The organism is Actinoplanes sp. NPDC026670 (assembly GCF_040638175.1).
Taxonomy (GTDB): Bacteria; Actinomycetota; Actinomycetes; order Mycobacteriales; family Micromonosporaceae; genus Actinoplanes.
This window is the reverse complement of sequence record NZ_JBEZXU010000013.1, coordinates 124,084-140,173: the sequence shown is the minus strand read 5'-3', so window position 1 is coordinate 140,173 and position 16,090 is coordinate 124,084. Positions and strand designations below refer to the sequence as shown.

Here is a 16,090-nt window from a genome sequence, read left to right as displayed (position 1 = left end):
GCCGACGCCTCAATCCCGCCCGCCCGTCCGTTGCCGGGCGGGCGCGTCCCGGCGGACCGCCGCCATCACCACGGCCAGCGTGCCGGCGGCGATCGCGGCGCCGGCCGTCGCGCCGGTGATCCCGGCCAGGCCGCCGAGCAGGCCCGCCGCCAGGGGAGCGACGGTCAGCCCGGCGGTGTAGGCGAGGTTGTAGAGGGCGTACGCCACGCCGTACGCCGGCGACTGCTGATGCTCGGCGAGCCGGCCGACGAGCACGAGCGTCGGCGCCAGCAGCAGTTGCGCGCCGAAACCGGCCAGGATCAGACCGGCCACGGCCGGTGCGGTGGCGTCGCGGCCGGCCAGCACGAACCCGGCGGCGACGACGGCCGCGCCGATCGCTGCCACCCGGTCCGGCCCGATCCGGTCGGCGAGTCCACCGCCGAGCGGACTGCCCAGCACACCGGCCAGCGCGGCGCCGGCGAACGCCAGCCCGATACCGCCCGAGCCGACGCCCAGGTCGTCGAGATGCAGCGGCAGGACCGGTTCCAGGTACGCGATGGCGGCCGCCCCGATCGTGGTCAGGGTGATCAGCAGGCCGGCCCGGGGACCCTTGGCGACCGTGCGCAACGGCACCTCGACCGGCGGCCGGTCGTCCGCCTTGACCAGCAGGAACCGGGCGATCGCGTCGCCCAGCGCGAACACGGCGATCAGATGGAACGGGGCGGCCGGGCCGAGCCACCCGGCCAGCCAGCCGCTCACCGCCGGGCCGAGCAGGATGCCCGCACCGACGGCGGAGAGAGTCAGGCCCATCGCCTGTCCCCGGCGCTCGGCCGGGTGGACCGCGGCGACCAGGGCGAGCCCGGCGGTCCAGGAGATCGCGGCGGCCACCCCCTGAGCCGCCCGGCCGAGGATCAGCAGGACCAGGCCGGCCGTGCCGGGAACCGTGGTGGCCAGGCCGAAGAACAGGGTGGCGGCCGCGACGCCGAGGATGCCGGCCTGGAGCGGGCGGCGCGGGCCGATCCGGTCGACCAGCCGGCCGACGAACGGCACGGTGCTGAGCTGGGCGGCCGCATAGACCGCGAACAGCACGCCGGACGGCATCGCGGAGCCGTCGACCGCGGGCAGCTCCGGAAGGACCGGGATGATCGCGCCGTACAGGAACATGTCCAGCGCGAGAGCGATGGCGACGACGGCGGTCGCGGCGTGCGGCCGGGTGGAACCTTCCTGTCTCGTCATGCCGTCAATCATACATGCGCGCGTGTATGTAAAAAGTGAAGCGAGGCTCGAGGGACGATCCAGCCGGGGGTCAGTCGAACAGGGCGGCCAGGATGGCGTCCGTGAAGACGGCGGCCTTCCCCGCCGGGGAGAACAGGTCGTCGCCCATCCGCCAGGTGACCATCACACCGGCCAGAGTGGAGACCACCAGGACCGCCGCGTCGTCCGCGCTCGTCCCGGACCGCAGATCCTCATCCGCGAGCAGCGCCGAGATCTGTGCGACCCACTCCCGGATCCCCTGCTGCTTGTCCGCCAGCCCCGCGCCGGGCTCGATCGAGACGTCCGAACGCAGGATCGTGACGTCCAGCAGCTCCCGGAAGTCGCCGTCCTCCTCCATGGCCCGGAAATACTCCACCAGGCAGGCCCGCAGCCGCTCCCGGGCCGGACCGGGACCGGCCAGACCGGACCACACCCGGGCGCCCACCGTGGCCCAGCGCTCGGCGATCGCCGTCGTGTACAGCTGTGCCTTGTCCGAGAAATGGTGGTAGACGGCTCCGCGGGTGACCCCGGCCCGGGTTCCGATCTCGGCGAGCGTGGCCCGGTCGTACCCCCGCTCGGCGAAGACCTTGAGGCCTGCCGAAAGGACCGCGGCACGCGTCTCCGCGGCCTCCTGAGCCGTACGCTTCACCAGCCGCCCTAACCCTCCGTGAGGCGCAGTCGAGCACTGATTGAAGCACGCCCGGCCAGCGACAGCGCGGCGATCTCCTCGCGGATCAACGTCTCCCGATGGGTGTCGCGGGTGGCGCGGAAGCACTCCGCGGCCTGGCTCAGGTGGTCGAGCGCGGCCTCGGTGTCACCACGCGCAAGATGGGCGTGACCGATGTTGGCCAGGGCCGCGCCCTCCGCCTCGCGGTATCCGACAGCCCGTAGATCGTCCAGCGCGGCCTGGAAACTGGCCAGCGCAGCGTCGGCGGCGCCGGCGCGCAGGTGCAGGGTGCCGATGCTGTCCTGGGTGTGCCCGGCCCCGCCCCGATCACCGTGCTCCCGGTGCAACCGCAGCGCACGCTGCAACTGGACCAGCGCGGCCTCGTCCTCGCCGAGTTCGGCCAGCAGGGTGCCCAGGTTGTTCAGGACGGTGCCCAGCCGCCGGGTGTCACCGGTGCTCTCCCGCAACCGGGCGGCCTCCTCGTAGGCGGCCCGGGCGGCGGTGAGCTGCCGCTGCTCGGCGCGCAACCGGCCGATGTTGGACAGGGCGCCGGCCACCGCGTCGATCAGCCCGGCCGCCCGGAACGCCTCGACCGCCCGTTCCAGGTGTTCGCCGGCTTCCGGCAGGCGACGGGCGATGGCGTACGCGATCCCGGCGCTGTTGTGCAGTGCCGCCTGCACGGTCGGCCCGGCCGTGGCCTGTGCCGCGGCCAGGCCGGTGCGGTAGATGTGCAGGCTGTCCGGGCCGTCCCCGTGCATCTGGAAGAACGGCCCGAGCAGATACGCCATCCGCCAGCCGGCCTCCGGATGCCCCTCGTCGACGGCGAACCGCACCAGATCGGGCAGCATGTCACGAGCCTGCTCCAGAAAGGCCAGCGCCTGCGCCTGGCCACCGGAGAACGCCGGGATCGCGGGCGCCGGCGGCTCGGGCACCGCCACCGTCGTCCGGTACGGCGCGAGGATCGCGTGCGCGCTGTGGAACGCCGCCAGGTGCCAGTCCAGCAGCCGGGTCACCGCCGCCGCCCGGTCCACGGCCGGCTCGTCGACGGCCAGGCGCTCCCGCGCGTGCCGGGCGATCAGGTCGTGCATCGTGAACCGGCCCGGCGCCGGCGCTTCCACGAGGCTGGCGTCGGCCAGCGTGGTCAGCAGCGTCCCGATGCCGTCGGCGGTTCCGGCGAGGGCAGCCGCGGCGCCGATCGGGGCGGCCTGCCCGGGCACCAGGCTCAGCAGCCGGAAGAGCCGGGCCGCGAGGGCCGGCAGTTTCAGGTACGACAGGTCGAACGCCAGCCGGACCGCGGCCTGCGGGTCGCCCTCGACGCTGAGCGCGGACAGTGTGCGGGCGGCCTCCCGCAGGTAGGCGGCCATCGCCTGGTCCGGTTCGCCGGCCAGGTTGGCGCCGGCGATCCGCAGCGCCAGCGGCAGGTTCCCGCACACCTCGGCCAGGGCGGCGACCGCCTCCGCGGGCCGGCCGGCGCCGAGGAGGCGGCGCAGCAGCGCGACCGCGTCCTCCGGCGCCAGCGGCCCGAGCCCGATCCGGTGTGCGCCCTCCAGCGCGACCAGCCCGCCGAGCCGGCTGCGGCTGGTCACCACGACCACGCAGCGCGGGTCGGCCGGCAGCAGTGGCCGTACCTGGTCGACGCCCGAGGCGTTGTCGAGCAGGAGCAGCATCCGCCGGCCGCTGACCGCGGTGCGGAACCGGGCCGCGGCCTCGTCGGCGTCGGACGGCGTCTCGGCAGCAGGCACACCGAGCGTGCGCAGCAGCTGCCCCAGCGCGTCGGCCGGCGCCAGCGGCGGGTCGGTGGCGAAGCCACGCAGATTGAGGTAGATCTGCCCGTCCGGCAGCCGGTCCCGGACGGTGGCCGCCCATCGCAGCGCGAGCGCGGTCTTGCCGGCGCCGGCCGGGCCCTCCACCACGACCAGCGGGGTCGGCGCATCGAGCACCGTGTCCAGCTCGGCCAGCGCGCCGTCGCGGCCGACCAGATAACCGGGAGCGACCGGCAGCTGGGCCGGCACCGCCCCGGCGGTGATCGCGGGCGCGGGCAGGTCCAGCGCCGGATCGCCGCGCAGCACCGCCTCGTGCCGGCGGCGCAGCTCAGCGCCCGGCTCGGTGCCCAGATCCCCGGCCAGCCGGGTCCGCGCCCGGCGGTAGACCGCCAGCGCGTCAGCGGCCCGGCCGCTGCGATACAGCGCGAGCATCAACGACGAATGCAGACCTTCCCGGTACGGGTACGCGTCGGCCAGCTCGGTCAGCGCGGGCACGGCGGCCAGGTGCCGTCCGCATGCCAGTTCCGCGTCCAGCATCGCCTCGGTGGCGCCCAGCCGCCGCTCGGCCAGCCCCGCCCCGACCCGGTCCCGCAGTGCTGCGTCGGCCACGTCGGCCAGCAGGTCGCCACGCCACAGGGCCAGCGCGTCACGCAGCACGGCGGCCCGGTCCGCCGGATCGCTGATCGCCGCCGCCCGCGTCACGAGGGCGGTGAACCGGTGCGCGTCCACCCGGCCGGGTTCGACGGCCAGCCGGTACCCGTCGCCGTGCCGGTGCAGCGGCGCGTCGCCGGCCGCGCCGAGCGCTCCCCGCAGCCGGGAGACGTGGCTGTTCAGCGTGGCCCGGGCCCGTTCCGGTGGATCACCCGCCCAGAGCAGGTCGACGAGCCGGTCGACGGCGATCACCCGGCCCGGCTGCAACAGCAGCAGGCCGAGCAGGCAGCGTTCCCGCCGGCGCCGGCCGAGGTCGACGATCGTCCCCTGGGCGCGCGCCACAAGCGGGCCGAGGACCAAGAAGTCCATAATGTACGGAAGTCTAAGCGCGACCCCCGCCGCGAAACCAGATCAGCCGCAGGCACGTCGAGGGCCCCCGTTCGGCGTGCTCCCTCGACGTGCCCACAGCCGGCATCAGAACCGGTCAGATCAGGTCGGCCGTGACCTCGGCGAACTGCAGCAGCCGTCCCGCGCCGGCCTTGACGCGGACCCGCTCCGCGTCCTGCGCCGGGAACAGGAACCGCTGCGGCGTCACCCCCGGCGCCGGGAAGCCGGTCCGGCTGACCACCGTGTGCCACGTGCCGTTGCGGAACACGTCGATGGTGAAGTCGGCCGGGAACGTGCTGCCGGACGTGCGCGGGTAGAGGTCGACCCGGTTCAGCGTGCGCGGCCCCGGGAACGCGAACTCCACCCACTCGACCCGGTCGGCGGCCGGCGGGTCGAGCGAGCTCCACCCGTCCGCGCCGGAGACCCCGTCGTTGACGTACCGCAGCGACCAGCCCCAGTTCTCCGTGCTGCTCGCCGCCGTGGTCACCGCGTCGGCCAGCAGGTTGTTCGACAGGTACGCCTCCACCTCGGCGAACTGCACGTGCAGGCCGGAACCGGTGGACACCCGCAGCCGCTCCACCAGCTGCGGCGGGAACTGGAACCGCTGCGGCGCGGCGCCCGGGTGCGGCCGGTTGCTCTGGGTCAGCACGGTCCGCCACTGGCCGTCGCGGTACGCCTCCACCGAGAACGAAGCCGGGAAACTGTTGCCGGCGTTCGAGCCGTCCGAACGCGGGTACAGGTCGATCCGGTTCATCATCCGGGCCCGCGGCAGGTCGAACTGCAGCCACTCGTTGCGGCCGGCCACCGGGTCGGAGCTCCAGCCGATGCCCTCACGGCGCACGTCGTTGACCGCCCGCAGCGTCCAGCCCCAGTTCTCGATGGTGCTGGACGCGGTCACCGTGGCGTCGGCCAGCAGGTTGTCCGACAGGTACGCCTCCACCTCGGCGAACTGGAACAGCCGGCCCACGCCCAGGCTGATCCGCAGCTTCTCCACCGTGCGGGGCGCGTCGAAGGCGTACCGCACCGCCCGGTTGCCGGGATTCGCGATGCCGGACCGCTGCAACGCCGTCGACCAGGCGCCGTCGCGGTAGGTCTCGACGGTGATGGCCGACGGGAAGTTCTGGCCCGCGTAGTTGCCGTCCGAGCGCGGGAACAGGTCGAGCCGGTTCATCATCTGCGGCTGCGGCAGGTCGAACTGCAGCCACTCGGCCCGCTGCGCGTTCGGCGGGTCCAGGGTGCTCCAGCCGATGCCGTCCCGGGTGCCGTCGTTGACCTGGCGCAGCGCCCAGCCCCAGTTCTCGGTGCTGCTCGACGCGATCGGAGTGGCGCCGGCGAGCAGGTTCTTCAGCGGGTTCTGCCGGGCCGGTGGGGTCAGCACCGAGCTGATCCACGGGCCGAGGTCGTCCGTGCGTACCTCGATCGCCTGGTCCTCGCCGTCGCCGTTGCCGAAACAGCCGGCGTGCGTGGACCGCGAATGCAGACCCAGCAGCTGATACGACCCGGCGGCGGACCGGAACGCGGGACCACCGGCATCGCCCTTGCAGGTGCTCGTCGCGGTTCCGGCCGACCGGGTCAGCGTGAACGTGGCGCCGTTCGTCGCCCCGGCGGTGAAGTCACCGCGGCGCAGCACGTCGGCCGTCCAGTCGGCCGCCCCGCGCCCGTAGCCGGCGGCCACCACCTGATCGCCGGCGGCCGGCGCGGCCGAGGCGAGCCCGATCGGCGTGATGCCCTCGGCCGGCGCGGCCAGCCGGGCCAGCACCAGATCCCGATCGGTACGCGGCACCACCTCGGCGATCGTGGTGGTGTGCCCGCCGGAACGGGTCAGATCCGCCCGGCCCAGGGTCACCGTGGCGGCCTGCGGCGGCGCGCCCGAGGCGAGATCACCGTCCGGGTCGAGGCACGACTTCGTGGTGGCGATCCACTGCGCCGCCACCAGCACCCCGCTGCACGCGCTCCCGTCGGCCGGCTCCACCCGGGCCACGAACGGGAACGCCGACGGCTCACCCGCCGCGAGCGTGCCGGCGACCCGCAACTCGACCAGGGTGTGCGTGGCGTTGCCGTTGCCGATCGGCTCGTACGCGTACGGCGGCACCGTCACCGTCTCCGTCTCACCCTCGAAGGTGGACCTCGCCGTCACCGGCCGGTCAGCGCCGCGCACCAGGAACGCGTTGGGCAGCTCCAGGGTCAGGAAGCCGCGCGGCCCCCGTACGTCGAAACATGTCGTTCTCAGCTCCGACCCGACCAGCTGCTCCACCCGCAGCAGATCGGGATCGGCGGCGCAGTCCGGCGCGTACCGGATGTTGCCGTCGCCCTTGATCACCCGCACCCCGCGTTCGGCGAAGATCTGCTCCGCCCCCGGATACGCCCGGTCGTCGACCACCGACGTCGGCGGATCCGCCGCCGAAGCCGCCGGCGCGCCCAGCGCCGCTCCCGCCAGCGCGCCGGCCACGGCCGCGCGCAACATCATCGATCCCGGCATGGGACACCCCCGTCTCCACCAATGCCAATGCGACGCCGGGAAGATAGGCGGATGTCTTTGACACCGGCATGACATGCAGGTCAGAGGGCCCGCACGCGGTCGCGGATGCGCTCGATCAACTCGATCGAGAGGACGTCGGGCTGCTCGGCGACCTGCAGGTGGCCGTCGGTCAGCAGATCGTCGACGATGACCCGGAGCACGCCCAGCGGAGCCCTGAGCGCCGCCGACAGATCGGCCAGGGACCGCGGATGCTGGCACAGCTCGACGATCCGGCGGGACTCGAAACGTAGCGGGGCGTGGAGCGCCGCCGGGACCGCCACCAGCGGGGACTCGACGCGTACGGTGTCGTGGACGATCCGGGTCCGGCCGCCGGTGAGCATGAACGGTCGGACCAGCGGGCCACCCTCGTAACGCGGCTGGCGGTGGCCCGCGGTCATGGGTGCAGTTGCTGCCGGGACTCGGCGATCAGAGCCGGTGTCAGCAGGGTGCCGAACCTGTCGGCGAGCACCGAGATCTCGTAGCCGATGGTTCGCAGGGCGGATTCGCTGCCGGCCACCACACCGAGGATGCTCCCGCCGGGGATCTGCGACACGACCAGGTAGCCGCGGGTCATCTCGATCATGATGATCTTCAGGCCGTGGAAGTCGTACCGCTGGGAGGCGGTGCCCGCCACGGCGGCCAGGCCGGACACGATGGCGGCCAGCTGGTCGGCCTCGGTCCGGTCCAGATCGCCGGAGGTGGCGATCAGCAGGCCGTCCGAGGACACCGCGACCGCCTCGCGGACGCCGTCGGTGTGCTGCACGAAATTGGCGAGCAGCCAGTTGATGCTCATGACTCTCCCCGCGTGTCGCCGGCGCCGGCGAGCAGTACGCCCTCGCGGAAGGCGGAGAGCCGGTCGCGTACCGCCTCGGGGGAATCGGTGATGACCGCCGGCCGGGGCCGGCTCTGCGCCGCCTGCCCGGCCGGAGTCTCGGCCCGTTTCTTCGGCGGGCGCCGGAGCAGGCCGTTGGGGGTGCTCGCGGCGCGTTCCGGCAGCACCACGAACTCGATCGTGTCCGGGCGCAGCGCCCGCTGCGGCGCCGGCGACGCAGCGGGCGGCGGGGGAGCGGGCAGCGGCGGCGGCGCCGGGACCGCGGGTTCGGTGATGAGCCCGGCCGGCAGCGCGAGCCGGGCGGTGACGCCGGTGACCGGCGACGGGGCGAGCTGCACCTGGACGCCGGTCTCGGCGGCGAGCCGGCCGACCACGAAGTGGCCGAGATAGCGGGCCGGCGCGGTGATGAAGTCGCCCTCGCCGCGCAGCCGCTGGTTGGCGGTGCGCATCTCGTCCGGGCTCATGCCGATGCCGGAGTCGATGACCGCGATCAGGTACCCGCCCTCGACCATCCGGCCGTGCACCTCGACGTCGACGTCCGGCGGTGAGAAGACCAGCCCGTTCTCGATCAGCTCGGCCAGCATGTGTACGACAGTGCCCACCACCGAGCCGTTGACCAGCACGTCGTCGACGCGGCGCAAGGTGACCCGGCGGTACTCCTCGACCTCGCTGACCGCGGCCCGGATGATGTCGGCGATCGGCATCGGCTCCGTCCACTGCCGCGGGTCGGCCGCGTCGACCAGCACGAGCAGGCTCTCGGCGTTGCGGCGCATGCGGGTGGCCAGGTGGTCGAGCTCGAACAGGTTGGCCAGGCCGGTGGGACTGGCCTCCTCGGCCTCCAGCTCGGTGATGAACCCGATCAGGCGGCGCAGCAGGTTCTGGTTGCGGTGCCCCAGGTTGGCCAGCGACTCGGCGGTGGCCAGGCGCACCCGGGCCTGGGCGGTGGCCAGCGAGTACGCGGTGTCCTGCAACTGCTCGAACGCCTCGGCGACCTGGCGTACCTCGACGCTGGCGCCCGGCGTCACCCGCACCGGCGCGGGGCGGATGTCGCGGCCGCTCGCGGCGGCCCGGTTCACCGCCTCGGGCAGCGACTCGGCGCCGATCCGGCCGGCCTCCAGAGCCAGGGCGGCGAGCGGCCGGGCCAGCCGGCGGGCCGCCGCGAGAGCCAGCAGGATCGCGCCCGCCACACACACCGCCATGATCGCGGCCAGCACCGCGAGCCGCAGGGTGGCCTCCTTCTTGATCCGGGCGGCGTTGTCCTGCGCGATGCCGCCCATGTTCTGGCCGGCCTGGAGCAGGATGTCGAGCACCGTGCCGGACGCCTCCCAGTAGACGTCGGGGCTGAGCTTCAGGCGCCGGCCGTCGGCCGCGGCCAGCGCGGCGTTCTCCATCGCGACGACCTGTTTGCCGGCCGGGGTGCTCAGCACCAGGTTCTGCGCCTGTACGGCGGCCGGGTTCCCGTACTGGTTGAAGGCCAGGATCGCCGAGTCCCGGGCCGACTTCGCCGAGACGAACTGGACGAACTGGCCGGGCCCGAAACGGCCGGCCGTGAAGACGCTGTGCAGCAGCACCCGTTCCTGCGCGGCGGACTCCTTGGCCAGGCTGAACATGCTGAGCGTGGCGTAGTTGCGGCGCAGTTCGCTGTCGTCGACGGTGTCGAGTTCGAACTCGATGTTGATCAGGCGGCCGATCACCGCGGTGTAGAAGGCGGCGGTGGTGGCCGGGGCGGCGGTGCCGGCGTCGGTTGCGGCGCGCACGTCGGTGAGGCCGCCGAGTTCGGCCACCACCGCGGCGACCCGGTCCTCGACGTCGCCGCCGCCGGTGGTCAGCGCCTCGACCGCGGCGCGCCGGGTGTCGACCGACTGGCGGGCCGGGGCGAGCTGGGCCCGGAAGTCCCGGTGGCCGCCGAGCAGGCCGAGGGCGAGGCCGCGTTCGGTCTGGAGGCCGTCGGCCAGGTCGAGCACCGCGAGGTCTAGGGTGACGGCGCGGTCGGTCTGTGCGGCGGCCTGGTAGTCGCCGATCTCGCCGGCTCCGATCACGCCGAGCAGGGCGAGGATGACGGCGACCGGCAGGGCCAGGGTCCGGGCGATGCGGCCACGGATCGTGCCGCCGGTGCGGTGACGGACCGCACCGGTCCCGTGCGTCGCGGACACGTGATTCAGCTCCTCTTCAACCTTCTGTGCTCGTTCACACAAACGAGCCGATGGGTGCCACTGCAGATGTCCAGGGAGAGGGAGTGACATCACGGGGTCGGGAGAGGATCACTCTCCGCGTCCGCCGCATCAGCTTCTGTGTTGGCCACGGTCATGGTCAATAGCTGAATGTATGAATTTACCGGCGCTGCAAGCAGGGCGCATCCGGAGCGGGCTCAGCGCGACGGCGGCGCGGTGCTCTCCCGGGTCACCAACTCGGTGGCCAGCTCGATCCGGGTGGACTCCAGACGCTCGCCGTTGACCAGCCGCAGCAGGGTACGGGCCGCGGCCACACCCATCTGGTGCAGCGGCTGGCGGACCGTGGTCAGCGGCGGGGCGGTCCACTGCGCGAAGTTGAGATCGTCGAACCCGACCACGCTGACCTCCCGGGGCACGCTCAGGCCGCGGCGGCGCAGCGCCTCGTAGACGCCTGTCGCCTGCGAGTCGCTACAGGCGAAGATTGCCGTCGGTGGGTCGGCCAGCGCGAGCAGAGCCTCGGCCGAACGCAGGCCGCCGTCGTGCTGGAAGCTGCTGTGCCGGATCAGCTGCCGGTCGGCGGCCAGCCCGGCGGTCTCCAGCGCGGCCCGGTGACCGGCGACCCGGGCCCGGGTGCACTGCAACTGCTCCGGGCCGCCGATCACGGCGATCCGGCGATGGCCGAGCTGGATCAGATGCTCGGTCGCCGCATAGCCCCCGGCGAAGTTCGTCGCCCCGATCGACGGGATCTCCGGCGGCGGCTGGCTGACCCCGTCGACCACGACGAACGGCAGATTGCGCCGTTTGAGATCGGCCCGCTGCTGGTCGGTGAGCTCGGAGAGCACCAGGATCGCCCCCTCCGACCCGCGGGCGAGCAGCGACTCCAGCCAGCGCCGGGTCAGCGACTGGCGATTGTGGACCGAGGAGACGACCAGGCTCAGCCCGGCCTCCTCGGCCACCTCCTCGACCCCGGTGAGGATCGACAGGCCCCAGACACTGTCCAGCTCGTTGATGACCAGGTCGATCAGGTCGGTCCGCCGGCCGGTGCGCCGGGCGCCACGCGGCCGCTGATAGCCGCGCTCGGCCAGCAGCCGCTCGATCGTGCGCCGCGTCGAGGGCGACACGTCGGTGTGCCCGTTGAGGACTTTGGACACCGTCGAGACCGCCACATTGGCCTCACGGGCGATCGCGGTGAGGGTCGGTTTGCCACCTGACATCGGTTTCACCCGTGTTTCGAAAAGTATTGCTCCAGCGCTTCCGGTGCCATGTGATCGGCACGTTACACCCCCTCCTCTCCCTCCCGAAACTCACCGAAAGTTTTCGTAGATGAAGCGCAGAAACCTGCTCGTCGCGGTCACCGCCGTGGCTCTGACCGCCGCGTGCGGCAACTCAGGCCCTGGCACCGCGTCCGGAGACGCCGGCAAGGTCCAGGTCTGGGCGCTGGAGGACGCCGCGGTCAACCCGATCGCCACCGCCGGCATCCAGTCCTTCAACGCCGCCACCGGTGCGAACGTCGAGCTCACCACGTACGTCAACGACGCCTACAAGCAGAAGCTCCAGGTCGCCATGGGCTCTCCACAGGCCCCGGACGTCTTCTTCAACTGGGGCGGCGGCAACCTCGCCCAGTTCGTCACGGCCGGACAGGCCGAGCCACTCGACGACCTGATCGCGAAGAACCCCGACCTCGGCGCGAAGTTCCTGCCCAGCGTCATGGACGTCGGCCGGATCGGCGGAAAGCAGTACGGCCTGCCGATGATCGGAGTGCTCCCGGTCGTCCTGTTCGTCAACAAGGACGTGTTCGCCGCCGCCGGTGTCCAGCCGCCCACCACGTACACCGAACTGCTGTCCTTGATCGACACGTTCAAGGCCAGGGGCGTCACCCCGATCGCGCTCGCCGGCTCGCAGGGCTGGACCGAGCTGATGTGGCTGGAGTACCTCCTCGACCGGATCGGCGGCGCCGCGAAGTTCCAGGCCATCGTGGACGGCGCCCCGGGCGCGTGGCAGGACCCGGCCGTCGTCAAGAGCCTCGAGGAGATCCAGAACCTGGTGGGCCGGGGCGCGTTCGGCACCAACTTCGCCTCGGTCAACTACGACAACCAGGGCGCCTCGAAGCTGTTCGCCACCGGCAAGGCGGCCATGCACCTGATGGGCACCTGGGACTACTCGGTGCAGAAGGACGCCAACCCGAAGTTCATCACCGACGGCAAGCTCGGCTACGTCGCCTTCCCCGCCTACGAGGGCGGCGCCGGTGACCCGAAGTCGGTGGTCGGCAACCCGAGCAACTACTACTCGGTGAACGCCGCCTCCAAAAACAAGGACGTGGCGACCGACTTCCTGGCCAAGACGCTGACCTCGGACGCGTACATCAACGGGCTGATCGACGCCGGACAGGTGCCCGCGGTCAAAGGCATCGAGGAGACCCTGAAAGCCCGGCCGAACTCCGAGTTCACCACCTTCACCTACGACCTGGTCGCCCAGGCGCCCAGCTTCACCCAGTCCTGGGACCAGGCGCTCAGCCCGTCGATCAGCGAGCGGCTGCTCACCAACCTGCAGAAACTGTTCCTCGACAAGATCAGCCCGGCCGACTTCGCGGCCGACATGGCATCGGTCAAGTGATCGCCGTAGCGCGAAGGGAGCGGCCCGGACCCGTCTGGGCCGCTCCCGCGGTGGTCTTCTTCGTCGCCTTCGCGATCCTGCCGGTCATCGGCGTCGTGTACCTCAGCTTCACATCGTGGAACGGCCTCGGCGACCCGGTGTGGCTCGGCGCCGACAACTGGGCAGCCATGGCGGACGACCCGGAACTGGGCAACGGATTCACCATCACCCTGACCCTGACCGTCATCTCCTGGCTGTTCCAGACACCGCTGGCGCTGCTCATCGGCGTCTGGGCCGCCGGGCCGCAACGCAACCGCGCAGTCCTGTCCACGCTGTTCTTCCTGCCGCTGCTGCTGTCCACCGCGGCGATCTCGCTGACCTTCGTCTCCCTGCTCGACCCCAACTTCGGCCTGGCGTCGAAGTTCGGCGACGGCAACCTCCTCGGCGACCCGGACCGCGCACTGTACGTCATCGCATTCGTCATCGCCTGGCAGTTCATACCGTTCCACACCCTGCTCTACCAGTCGGCGACCCGGCAGATCCCAGCGTCGCTGTACGAGGCGGCCTCGATCGACGGCGCGACGGGGGTGCGGCAGTTCTTCGCCATCACCCTGCCGCAACTGCGCAACACGATCATCGCCTCGTCGGTGCTGATGCTGGTCGGCTCGTTCACCTACTTCGAGACGATCCTGCTGATGACCAACGGCGGCCCGGGCACCGCCACCCGCGTCCTGCCACTGCACATGTACGCCAAGGGCTTCGTCGGATTCGACATGGGCTACGCCAGCGCGCTCGCGGTCCTGTTGGTCGTCGCCGGAGCCACCCTGTCGATCGTCGTCGTCCGCTCCACCGGTTACCACCGGATGGCCAGCGACCGGGAAGGAGCCTGATGCGACACCGCTGGAACGTGCCGGCCGGAGTCGCGTCCGCGATCTGGCTGGTCATCGTTGCCGTGCCCATCTACTTCGTGGTCGTCACCGGCTTCCGCAGCCAGGACGCCTACCTCGAACAGGGCCCGCTCGACCTGCCCCGGGACCCCACCTTCGACAACTTCCTCTCGCTGTGGGACCTCGGCTTCCCCACCTATCTGCTCAACAGCCTGCTCGTCACCGCCGGAACAGTGCTGCTCGTGCTGATGGTCGCGCTGCCGGCGGCGTACGCCATCGTCCGCAACCCCAGCCGGACGCTCCGGGCGACCTTCAACGTCTTCCTGCTCGGCCTGGCCGTTCCGGCCCAGGCCGTGATCGTGCCGATCTACCTGATCATCACCCGCCTGGAGATGTACGACAGCCTCGCCGCCGTCGTCCTGCCGACCGCCGCCTTCGCGCTGCCGATCGCCATCGTGGTCCTGACCAGCACCCTGCGCGACATCCCGGGCGAACTGTACGAGGCGATGACGGTGGACGGCGGCACCGCCCGCCGGATCTTCGGTCAGCTGGTGCTGCCGCTGGCCCGGCCCGGCCTGGTCAGCGTCGGCATCTTCGTCGGGCTCAGCGCGTGGAACGGTTTCCTTTTCCCGCTCGTGCTCACCCAGAGCGACGACCAGCGGGTCCTGACCCTGGGCCTGTGGAACTTCCAGAGCCAGTACGGCACCAACGTGCCCGGACTGATGGCCGCGGTCGTGCTGTCCGCGCTGCCGGTGCTCGCCCTGTATCTGTTCGGCCGCCGGCACCTGCTCAGCGGGCTCGCCGCCGGCTTCAGCAAGTGAGGAACGACGTGGCCACCATCCACAATCCCGTGCTGCCCGGGTTCCATCCGGACCCGTCGATCCTGCGTGTCGGCGACGACTACTACCTCGCCACGTCGACCTTCGAGTGGTACCCGGGTGTGCGCCTGCACCACTCGAAGGACCTGGCCCACTGGCGGCCGGTCGGCGGGGCGCTGACCGGGCAGCTCGACATGACCGGCAACCCGGACTCAGGCGGGGTCTGGGCGCCCGGCCTATCCTGGGCCGACGGCACGTTCTACCTGGTCTACACCGATGTGAAGGCCTACGCCGGCGGGTTCTGGGACACCCCGAACCACGTCGTCACCGCGACATCGATCGACGGGCCGTGGTCGGATCCGGCGCCACTGCACGCCCGCGGTTTCGACCCGTCGCTGTTCCACGACGACGACGGGCGCAGCTGGCTGCTCTCCAACCGGACCGACTGGCGGCCGGGCCGGCCCTGGGCCGGCGGCATCATCATCCAGGAGTACGACCGGGCCGCGCGCCGTCTCGTCGGCGAGCCCATCGACCTGTACGCGGGAACCGCCGCCGGAATGACCGAGGGCCCGCACCTGTACCGCCGGGACGGCTGGTACTACCTGATCACCGCCGAAGGCGGCACCGAATGGTTCCACCAGGTCACCGTCGCCCGGTCGCGGGACCTGCTCGGACCCTACGTGACCGACCCCGGCACCCCGCTGCTCACCTCGGCGCACCGGCCCGACCTGACGCTGCAGAAAGCCGGGCACGGCAGCCTCGTCGAGACTCCGGCCGGCGAATGGTTCCTCGCCCACCTGACCGGGCGGCCGCTCAGCCCGCGCGGCCGCTGCATCCTCGGGCGGGAGACCGCCATCCAGCGGGTCACCTGGACCGGCGACGGATGGCCGCGCATCGACGGTGGGGTGCCGCACGAGGTCGTCGACGGACCGGACCTGCCCGCCCACCCGTGGCCCGGCGAACCGGAGACCGACGACTTCGCCACCACCTCACTCGGGCCGCACTGGAGCACGCTGCGCCGGCCGGCCACCGCGGACTGGCTGACCGCAGGCGGCGGCAGCCTGCGCGTGCGCGGCGGCCGGTCACCAGGCGCACAGTCCGGGGAGAGCCTGGTCGCGCGGCGGATCCAGCACACCGGGGTGACCTTCGAGGCCACCGTCGCGTTCGCGCCGTCGACCTACCAGCAGATGGCCGGGATCACCGCCTACTACAACAGCCGGAACTGGTACCTGCTGCGGATCGGCTGGGACGAGGAGCACGGGCCGGCAGTGGACGTGCTGTCCTGCGAGCGGGGGCGGCTCGGCGTGCACGGACCGGCGGTCCCGGTGGACGGGGTGGCCCGGCTGCGCCTCGAACTCGACGGCGGGGTGCTGCGCGCCTCCTACGGCGACGTCGAGTGGGGGCCGTTCGACGCGAGCATCCTCTCCGACGAGCACGCCCGGGAGGACGACGCCGGAGTGCCACGCGTCTGGGGGTTCACCGGGGCGTTCTTCGGACTGTGGGCGCAGGACCACACCGGCGGCGGGCTCACCGCCACCTTCACGGCCGCCACCTGCAAACCCCATCCGTGA

Annotated in this window: 12 protein-coding genes; 4 read left to right on the top strand and 8 right to left on the bottom strand. The window is 72.2% G+C overall.

The genetic code is table 11. The features are described 5' to 3' along the window. Positions 1 to 9 precede the first annotated feature (9 nt). The 8 genes from AB0E94_RS15420 to AB0E94_RS15385 all read right to left on the bottom strand — a co-directional run bounded on the left by AB0E94_RS15420 (position 10) and on the right by AB0E94_RS15385 (position 11,436). Positions 10 to 1,215 carry an MFS transporter gene (locus AB0E94_RS15420; protein WP_360326560.1) on the bottom strand — a complete coding sequence of 402 codons (1,206 nt, stop codon included), beginning with the start codon at positions 1,213 to 1,215 and terminating at the stop codon, positions 10 to 12. 70 nt (positions 1,216 to 1,285) lie between these two features. Further along, positions 1,286 to 1,882, bottom strand: coding sequence for a TetR/AcrR family transcriptional regulator (locus AB0E94_RS15415; protein WP_360326558.1), 597 nt, complete (start codon positions 1,880 to 1,882; stop codon positions 1,286 to 1,288). Between the two features lie 8 nt (positions 1,883 to 1,890). Further along, positions 1,891 to 4,683: a BTAD domain-containing putative transcriptional regulator gene (locus tag AB0E94_RS15410; RefSeq protein ID WP_360326556.1), complete on the bottom strand. Its 2,793-nt coding sequence runs from the start codon at positions 4,681 to 4,683 to the stop codon at positions 1,891 to 1,893. A gap of 115 nt (positions 4,684 to 4,798) precedes the next feature. Continuing rightward, on the bottom strand, positions 4,799 to 7,180 hold the full coding sequence (locus AB0E94_RS15405) for a discoidin domain-containing protein (RefSeq protein WP_360326554.1): 2,382 nt from the start codon (positions 7,178 to 7,180) through the stop codon (positions 4,799 to 4,801). Between the two features lie 80 nt (positions 7,181 to 7,260). Beyond that, positions 7,261 to 7,617 carry a DUF742 domain-containing protein gene (locus tag AB0E94_RS15400; RefSeq protein WP_360326552.1) on the bottom strand — a complete coding sequence of 119 codons (357 nt, stop codon included), beginning with the start codon at positions 7,615 to 7,617 and terminating at the stop codon, positions 7,261 to 7,263. After that, positions 7,614 to 8,012, bottom strand: coding sequence for a roadblock/LC7 domain-containing protein (locus AB0E94_RS15395; RefSeq protein WP_360326550.1), 399 nt, complete (start codon positions 8,010 to 8,012; stop codon positions 7,614 to 7,616). The genes AB0E94_RS15400 and AB0E94_RS15395 overlap by 4 nt, the downstream gene beginning before the upstream one ends. Beyond that, a complete protein-coding gene (locus AB0E94_RS15390) occupies positions 8,009 to 10,204 on the bottom strand; it encodes a nitrate- and nitrite sensing domain-containing protein (protein WP_360326548.1) in 2,196 nt (731 codons plus the stop codon). Before AB0E94_RS15390 ends, AB0E94_RS15395 begins: the two co-directional genes overlap by 4 nt. Positions 10,205 to 10,419: 215 nt before the next feature. Next, positions 10,420 to 11,436, bottom strand: coding sequence for a LacI family DNA-binding transcriptional regulator (locus tag AB0E94_RS15385; protein WP_360326546.1), 1,017 nt, complete (start codon positions 11,434 to 11,436; stop codon positions 10,420 to 10,422). A gap of 109 nt (positions 11,437 to 11,545) precedes the next feature. Here AB0E94_RS15385 and AB0E94_RS15380 point away from each other — a divergent pair, with 109 nt between their 5' ends. The 4 genes from AB0E94_RS15380 to AB0E94_RS15365 are packed head-to-tail and all read left to right on the top strand — an operon-like array spanning position 11,546 to position 16,090. Then, entirely contained in the window at positions 11,546 to 12,835 is a 1,290-nt protein-coding gene (locus tag AB0E94_RS15380; RefSeq protein ID WP_360326544.1) for an extracellular solute-binding protein, read from the top strand. Next, positions 12,832 to 13,704, top strand: a complete 873-nt coding sequence (locus AB0E94_RS15375; protein WP_360326543.1) for a sugar ABC transporter permease — start codon at positions 12,832 to 12,834, stop codon at positions 13,702 to 13,704. The genes AB0E94_RS15380 and AB0E94_RS15375 overlap by 4 nt, the downstream gene beginning before the upstream one ends. After that, positions 13,704 to 14,522 (top strand): carbohydrate ABC transporter permease, encoded by an 819-nt coding sequence (locus AB0E94_RS15370; protein ID WP_360326541.1) that lies wholly within the window; start codon positions 13,704 to 13,706, stop codon positions 14,520 to 14,522. The genes AB0E94_RS15375 and AB0E94_RS15370 overlap by 1 nt, the downstream gene beginning before the upstream one ends. Then, positions 14,519 to 16,090 carry a glycoside hydrolase family 43 protein gene (locus AB0E94_RS15365; RefSeq protein WP_360326539.1) on the top strand — a complete coding sequence of 524 codons (1,572 nt, stop codon included), beginning with the start codon at positions 14,519 to 14,521 and terminating at the stop codon, positions 16,088 to 16,090. Before AB0E94_RS15370 ends, AB0E94_RS15365 begins: the two co-directional genes overlap by 4 nt.